General features: G+C 32.4%; 8 protein-coding genes. All 8 read left to right on the top strand.

What is annotated here, in order from left to right:
• The first annotated feature begins 298 nt into the window (after window positions 1–298).
• Window positions 299–1,435, top strand: a complete 1,137-nt coding sequence (locus tag IR010_RS08650) for an aminotransferase class I/II-fold pyridoxal phosphate-dependent enzyme (RefSeq protein WP_194603072.1) — start codon at window positions 299–301, stop codon at window positions 1,433–1,435.
• Between the two features lie 192 nt (window positions 1,436–1,627).
• Complete coding sequence (locus tag IR010_RS08655) at window positions 1,628–1,822, top strand: hypothetical protein (protein WP_194603074.1); 195 nt, start codon at window positions 1,628–1,630, stop codon at window positions 1,820–1,822.
• A 56-nt stretch (window positions 1,823–1,878) separates the two neighbouring features.
• A complete protein-coding gene (locus IR010_RS08660; protein WP_194603076.1) occupies window positions 1,879–2,742 on the top strand; it encodes a TraB/GumN family protein in 864 nt (287 codons plus the stop codon).
• A 7-nt stretch (window positions 2,743–2,749) separates the two neighbouring features.
• Window positions 2,750–3,253 carry an RNA polymerase sigma factor gene (locus tag IR010_RS08665; RefSeq protein WP_194603078.1) on the top strand — a complete coding sequence of 168 codons (504 nt, stop codon included), beginning with the start codon at window positions 2,750–2,752 and terminating at the stop codon, window positions 3,251–3,253.
• Window positions 3,243–3,857: a hypothetical protein gene (locus tag IR010_RS08670; RefSeq protein WP_029271051.1), complete on the top strand. Its 615-nt coding sequence runs from the start codon at window positions 3,243–3,245 to the stop codon at window positions 3,855–3,857. Before IR010_RS08665 ends, IR010_RS08670 begins: the two co-directional genes overlap by 11 nt.
• Window positions 3,858–4,014: 157 nt before the next feature.
• Window positions 4,015–4,632: a dethiobiotin synthase gene (bioD, locus tag IR010_RS08675; protein WP_194603080.1), complete on the top strand. Its 618-nt coding sequence runs from the start codon at window positions 4,015–4,017 to the stop codon at window positions 4,630–4,632.
• Between the two features lie 99 nt (window positions 4,633–4,731).
• The gene (gene bioA, locus IR010_RS08680) at window positions 4,732–6,003 is read left to right on the top strand and encodes an adenosylmethionine--8-amino-7-oxononanoate transaminase (protein ID WP_194603082.1); all 1,272 of its coding nucleotides are present in this window, start codon (window positions 4,732–4,734) and stop codon (window positions 6,001–6,003) included.
• A 139-nt stretch (window positions 6,004–6,142) separates the two neighbouring features.
• Window positions 6,143–7,309, top strand: a complete 1,167-nt coding sequence (locus tag IR010_RS08685) for a beta-ketoacyl synthase N-terminal-like domain-containing protein (RefSeq protein WP_194603085.1) — start codon at window positions 6,143–6,145, stop codon at window positions 7,307–7,309.
• Window positions 7,310–7,374: the final 65 nt, after the last annotated feature.

Raw genomic sequence — 7,374 nt, forward strand, 5'->3', positions numbered from 1 at the left:
TAATTTTACATTGTTTAAAATTCAGTTAGGCAAGGATATAATTTTAAGGATGTTAAATATGTATCGGTTTATAAAAATTATTCAGATAGAGATTTTGAAATTAAAATTTGGCTTTCTGACACGAAAAAGAAAACAGTTTCAGTACACCTAAATTCGGAAGCGGCTTTTAAACTAGCCTATTGTATTGCTGTTGGATTAGATGTAAATTTACTTGATGCTACTAAAAAAGGAAACTTCAAATGGATTGAAAAGGAAAACCTGAAATAATGTTTGATTTGATTTTCATAACTTTGTTTTTATGAAATTACCAGAAAATCTTATTCGAAGGATCGAAAACAGGAAGCAAAATAATTCGTTGAGACAATTGCCAAGCTTTAATAATCTTGTCGATTTTTCTTCTAACGATTATATCGGATTTTCGAAATCAGAATCGATTTTTAAATTAACACATCATTATTTAGTCGAAAATGAGATTATTCAGAACGGGGCTACAGGTTCACGATTAATTTCTGGCAACCATTCTTTATATCAAATTGCGGAAAACTTCATTTCGCATTTTCATGAGGCTGAATCGGCTTTAATTTATAATTCGGGTTACGATGCCAATGTTGGTTTTTTTAGCGCTGTACCACAACGAAACGATGTTATTCTATATGATGAACTAAGTCATGCTTCTATTCGGGACGGAATTACAATGTCTAATGCCAAATCATATAAATTCAATCATAATGATTTTGAAGATTTAGAACGTCTTATACTTAAATTTCCAGACACGAATATCTACATCATTACTGAAACCGTTTTTTCTATGGATGGTGATAGTCCAAATCTTGAAGAATTAGCGCAGCTTTCAGAAAAATACAATTGCTATTTAGTGGTTGATGAAGCACATACTCTAGGTGTTTTTGGTGAAAAAGGAGAAGGCTTAAGTCAATACCTGCACTTGCACAATAGAATTTTTGCCCGAATTATGACTTTTGGAAAAGCTTTGGGCTGTCACGGTGCTGTAATTTTAGGTAGTTCAGAACTTAAGGAATATTTGATAAACTTCTCCAGAAGTTTTATTTACACAACAGGATTGTCTCCACATTCTGTAGCCACAATTTTAATTGCCTATCAACAATTAGAAATCGAAGCACAAACTATTGATAAACTGCGCCAGAATATAATTTTGTTTAATCAGCAGAAAAATTTATTAGGCTTAAAGCCGATGTTTGTTAGAAGCAAGTCTGCCATTCAATCTGCGATTGTTCCCGGTAATGAAAATGTCAAAAGATTAGCGCAACAGTTGCAAGATAGAGGTTTCGATGTAAAACCAATTCTTTCGCCAACAGTTCCAGAAGGTCAGGAACGTCTGCGTTTTTGTATTCACAGTTATAATTCTGAAGAAGAAATTAATCAAGTACTAGAATTATTAAGAAATTCCATTTTTTAGTTTTTCTATTCAACAGAGAGAGTTACAACTGAGAAAATAAAGAATTATTTTTTGTGTTTTCTCTGTTTTTTTCTTTGTGAATTTCTGTGTAATAGCTGAATTTCCGTACTTTCTGAAAAAAGTTTAATTTTTTTTGTAACGTTTTGATTATTCGATTACTTACGAGCCGTAATCAAATAAACCAAAATAATTATGAAAACTATAATCACTTTTGTAAAAAAAATCATTTGTAATTTATTGCTTGTTTTAACTTCCATTCAGGTAACTTATTCTTTAGTAAATCATTTTTTCTATAGTAAACCATATCCTGATTTTACAATAATAATTATTTGTCTGCTTGTAGCAACTTATGCTTCTGTAAAAAGAGAAAAATACAGCAAACTATAATTTGGAGTTTCAATCATCAAAATCATCAATCAATAATCAACTTAAAATCAATCAAAATGAAAAATTTATTTAAAGCAGCAGTAGTGGCAATCGCCATTATTTTTAGTGGAGCAACTCAAGCACAGACAACAGTTGCAAAACTTGAAAATTCTCTTTTGTGGGAAGTGTCAGGAAACGGATTATCGAAACCTTCTTATCTGTATGGAACCATTCATATGATTTGTGGAGGAGATTATTTTCTTACTGAAAAAACAAAAAAAGCATTCGAAGCATCAAATAAATTAGTGCTAGAAATCAATTTTGCTGATCCGAAAGAGATGACAGAGATGCAAAAACTGGCTATGGGAAAAGAACCATTAAGCAAAAAGTTAAGTCCAGAACAATTGTCTAAATTAGATGAGATTTTGAAAAAGACAACTGGAATGACGGTGCAACAAGTAGATGCTTTTAGCTTAATGACAGTAATGAGTTTAATCTCAATGAAATCTTTTGGCTGTACAGATATAAAACTTTATGAAATGGAATTTATTGATCAGGCCAAAAAAAGAAATATTGAAGTAGGCGGACTTGAAACGGTTAAATCTCAGTTTGCAATACTTGAAAATGCTTATTCAAATAACGAAATGATTGCCATGTTAAGTGAATCCACTCCAGAAGAAACGGCTAAATTAGTAACGGCTTATAAAATGGAAAACATTGATGAATTGCATGAATTTAGTACGGATGAAAGATTTGCAAATGAAAAAACCAGAAAAACAATTTTAGATGACAGAAACAGCAATTGGATTAATCAAATGCCAATATTAATGAAAAAAGAATCTGTGTTTTTTGCTTTTGGAGCGGCACATTTAGGAGGAGAATTTGGAGTGATTAATTTGTTAAGAAAAGCAGGATATAGTGTAAAACCGGTAATGAACTAGAAAAGTTTTGAAAGAGAAAGAACAAGAGTTTTTAAAACGGATAGAAAGTCACAAAGGAATTTTGTACAAGGTTTCTAAAATGTACATGGATAATTTTGATGATCAGCAAGATCTTTTTCAAGAAATTGTTTGTCAGCTCTGGAAATCGTACGACACTTTTAGAAATGAAAGTCAGTTTTCGACTTGGATGTATCGCGTCGCAGTAAATACAGCAATTGTTTTTCTTAGAAAAGAAAAGCGAAAAGTAGATAAGTATGAAATTGCTTCTGAAAATATTAAAGACGAAGAAGGCGATTCGTATATAAAAGAAAGTCAGCTTGATCATTTTTATAAAGCAGTTCAGAAACTTGAAAAAATTGACAAAGCCATTATTTTCTATCAGTTAGAAGGTTTCTCGCATAAAGAAATTGGAGAAAATCTTGGAATTTCTGAAGGGAATGCCCGCGTAAAACTGAACAGAGCAAAAGAAAAATTAAAAGAAATAATTAAAAATCAAGGATATGGATTTTAACGATATACAAAATGCATGGAATAACGAAAAGACAGAAAATGTCGTTCTTCCAAATAATTTAGAAAAAATACAATCGGCAAATACGCCACTGGATAAAATCAAAAAGAATTTAAAAAACGAATTTATTTATCAAATACTTTCAATTGTTTTTATAGGATTTATTCCCATATTATGCAATTTTCCGCAAAAAGGAATCGTTTTGTTTTATCTGCTTTATAGCCTTTTTACTGCCGTAAGCCTTTATTATTTGATAAAACTATATTTATTTTATAAGAGATTAGGCTCGATAGAATTAAAAACGAAAGACAGTTTGTATGAAACTTATTTTGACATAAGACTTAATATGGAATTGTATAAAACTTTTGGATTTGCCTTGACACCTTTTTTAATTTTATATTTGATAGGCCTTTTTTATTTTCAATTATCTAAAATTCCTGGTTTTTTGTCAAATGAAATTACAAATTATCAATTAGCAGTATTGGCCTCAGTAGTTATTTTTACTATGCTTTTTATGGGAATTATGCTGGAATGGTGGGTTCAAAAATTTTACGGTAAATACGCCAAAGAAATCAAAAAAGTGATCGACGAATTAAAAGAAGAATAAACAAAAACAGAACCTATTGTAATGATGGGTTTCTTTTTTATTGGTATTTTGCAGAGAATCTTACACAGAGACTCACAGGGAAAATGCAGAGATTCCCAAAATTATTTATTCTTTGTGTAGCTTTGTGTAGCTTTGTGAATCTCTGCGAAACAAAATCATGAAAATATTTATAACAGGAATTTCTACCGACGTTGGTAAAACCATAGTTGCTGCAATTGTGGTTGAAGCTTTAGAAGCTGACTATTGGAAACCTATTCAGGCTGGTGATTTAGGCAATTCTGACAGTCATAAAATCAAATCTAAAATCTCCAATCAAAAATCTAAAATTTTTGAAAATGCTTATCAGTTAAATACGCCAGCGAGTCCGCATTGGGCAGCGGAAATTGATGGGATTACAATTGATGTCAGTCAAATTCAAGAACCAGAAACAGATAATCATTTAGTTATTGAAGGAGCTGGAGGGATTTTTGTTCCGTTGAACGAAAAAGAAACTATTATTGATTTGATTAAACCGGATTATAAAATTATTGTTGTTTCAAGACATTATCTCGGCAGCATTAATCATACTTTATTGACAGTTGAAGCAATTCAGAATCGAGGTTTGCAAGTTTCCGGAATTATCTTCAGCGGCAGCGAAAACAAACCGACTGAAAGTTTAATCTTGAATAAAACAGGAATAAAATGCATTGGAAGAATTGACGAAGAACCGTACTTCGATCAAAATGTAATTAAAGAATACGCCGATTTGTTCCGACAAAACCTTGTTAATTTATAGAGCAAAGAATATAGAATAAAGAAAACAGACTTTTCTATCTTTGTCAAAACTACAGTGGTTTAGTCTTTGCTCTATACTCTGTTTTCTATATCCTAAAAAATGACTTTATCTGAAAAAGACAGCCAATATCTTTGGCATCCGTATACACAGCACAAAACTTCTCAAACTCCAATTGTAATATCGAGAGGTGAAGGCGCGTTGCTGTGGGATGAAAATAATAAAGTATACATCGATGCGATTGCCTCTTGGTGGGTAAATCCGTTTGGCCACAGTAATAAATTTATTGCTGATTCGATCTATAAACAGCTGACCACTTTAGAACATGTTTTATTTGGAGGTTTTACACATGAACCCGCGATAAAAGTTGCAGAAAAACTCATGGAAATTTTGCCTAAAAACCAAGAGAAAATCTTCTTTTCTGATAATGGTTCGACAGCAGTTGAAGTAGCTATTAAAGTAGCTTTGCAATATTTCTTTAATAAAAATGAAAAACGAACCACGATAATTGCTTTTGAAAATGCTTTTCACGGAGATACTTTTGCAGCAATGGCGGCAAGTGGCATTTCATTTTATACCCAAGCTTTTCAAGGAATGTTTATTGATGTTGTTCGGATTCCTGTTCCAGTAAAAGGAAAGGAACAAATTAGTTTTGATGCTTTAAAAAATGCAATTCAAAATCATAATTGTGCCGGATTTATTTTCGAACCTTTAGTTCAGGGTGCAGCCGGAATGGTAATGTACGAGCCAGAAGCATTAGCAAAACTAATTAGGATTTGTAAAGAAAACCAAGTTTTAACTATTGCAGATGAAGTTATGACCGGTTTTGGGAAAACAGGAAAAACATTTGCAATGGATTATGTTTCTGAAGAAGCAGATATGATTTGTTTGTCGAAAGCTTTGACTGGAGGAACAATACCTATGGCAATTACAACTTTTACTAAAGACATTTTTGATGCTTTTTTTGATGATGATATTAATAAAGCTTTGTTTCATGGGCACACCTTCACGGCGAATCCAACTGGTTGTGCAGCGGCTTTGGCAAGTATAGATTTATTGCAAACATCGGAAATGCAGCAGAACATCAAAAGAATTAATGCGAGTCATTTAGATTTTCAAAAGAAAATTGAAAATCATTCAAAAGTAATTACAGCCAGAACCTTAGGCGTTATCTTTGCCGTCGAAATCAAATCAGATTCTGAAGAAAGTTACTACGGCTCAATGCGCACAAAACTCTATAATTTCTTTATCGAAAATGGAGTAATTTTGAGACCAGTTGGCAACATTGTTTACATTTTGCCACCTTATATTATAACCGATGAACAACTTCAAAAAGTATATAAAACTATTGAAGAAGCGATTGAAATGGTATAGATTTTTCAACCATATTAGAGATATAAATTCAATAAAAAAGTTTGGTCTAGTTGGTCTTATTACATTTGCTTAGATCTCTTATATGGTTATAATAAAATTCTAATTTTTCGCGAACTTGCACGTTTAAAAATCAGTAATATTGAAAACAAAAATCTCCATAACAGCTTTCTCTTCAATTTCTTCTCTAGGAAATAATACTGATGAAGTTTGGAAAAAATATCTTGATGGCCAACATTGCTTTTCCAAACAATTTATAGATAAGCAAGAGACTTCTGTTGCTGTTCTTGATGTTGCATCGAAGAAGCTTATTATAGCAATTCGGGAATCAGATTCTAAATATAAGTTTTTAGATGATTCGGTTTTATTTGCATTAGCAGTTTCACGAAAAGCTATCGAAGAGGCAGGCTGGAATTCAAAGGCTGTTTTTGGAATCAATATTGGTTCTTCACGTGGTGCTACTGATTTATTTGAAAAGCATTACAAAGAATATATAGATACGGGAAAAGCACAGACTTTGGCTTCTCCAACAACTACTTTAGGAAATATCTCCTCTTGGGTTGCACATGATTTACAAAATGATGGTCCAGAAATATCGCATTCTATAACTTGTTCGACAGCACTTCATGCAGTTTTAAATGGAATTGCCTGGCTGCAATCAGGAATGGCAGATAAGTTTTTAGTAGGAGGGAGCGAAGCGCCTTTGACTGATTTTACAATTGCCCAGATGCGTGCGCTCAAAATATATTCAAAAATTAATCAAGATGAACAAGCTTGGCCAAATCTCGCTTTTGATTTTCAGAAAACCCAAAACACCATGATTTTGGGTGAAGGCGCAGCGGTTTGCTGTTTAGAAGCAGGAGAAAAAGACAATGCAATCGCTTATGTTACTGGTGTTGGTTATGCAACCGAAATCCTAGAGCATAATATTTCTATTTCTGCAGAGGCGGACTGTTTTCAGAAATCCATGAAAATGGCTTTAAAAGACGAAAAATTAGAAGATATTGATGTAATCGTCATGCACGCACCAGGAACAATAAAAGGTGATTTGACAGAATTGCGCGCTGTAGAAAAAGTTTTTGAATCTAAATTGCCGTTATTGACAACCAACAAATGGAAAGTCGGGCATACCTTTGGCGCATCTGGAATGTTGAGCTTAGAATTAGCACTTTTAATGATGCAGCATGATACATTTATTGGAGTGCCTTTTTCAGAAGTAAAAACTCAGGCAAAATCGATTAAAAAAGTTTTGATAAATGCTGTAGGTTTTGGTGGAAACGCAGTAAGTATTTTGATTGAAAAACGATAGTAAACAAAAAATCCATTCTGTTTTGCAGAATGGATTTTTTTTAAATATTATTATTTTATTGAAAG

Source organism: Flavobacterium sp. MR2016-29, from assembly GCF_015350695.1.
In the GTDB taxonomy this organism is placed as follows: domain Bacteria; phylum Bacteroidota; class Bacteroidia; order Flavobacteriales; family Flavobacteriaceae; genus Flavobacterium.

Excerpts from the sequence above, each read along its gene's own strand:
- bioA (WP_194603082.1), top strand. The coding sequence starts at position 4,732 with ATGACTTTATCTGAAAAAGACAGCCAATATCTTTGGCATCCGTATACA.
- IR010_RS08660 (WP_194603076.1), top strand. The coding sequence starts at position 1,879 with ATGAAAAATTTATTTAAAGCAGCAGTAGTGGCAATCGCCATTATTTTT.
- IR010_RS08655 (WP_194603074.1), top strand. The coding sequence starts at position 1,628 with ATGAAAACTATAATCACTTTTGTAAAAAAAATCATTTGTAATTTATTG.
- bioD (WP_194603080.1), top strand. The coding sequence starts at position 4,015 with ATGAAAATATTTATAACAGGAATTTCTACCGACGTTGGTAAAACCATA.
- IR010_RS08650 (WP_194603072.1), top strand. The coding sequence starts at position 299 with ATGAAATTACCAGAAAATCTTATTCGAAGGATCGAAAACAGGAAGCAA.
- IR010_RS08670 (WP_029271051.1), top strand. The coding sequence starts at position 3,243 with ATGGATTTTAACGATATACAAAATGCATGGAATAACGAAAAGACAGAA.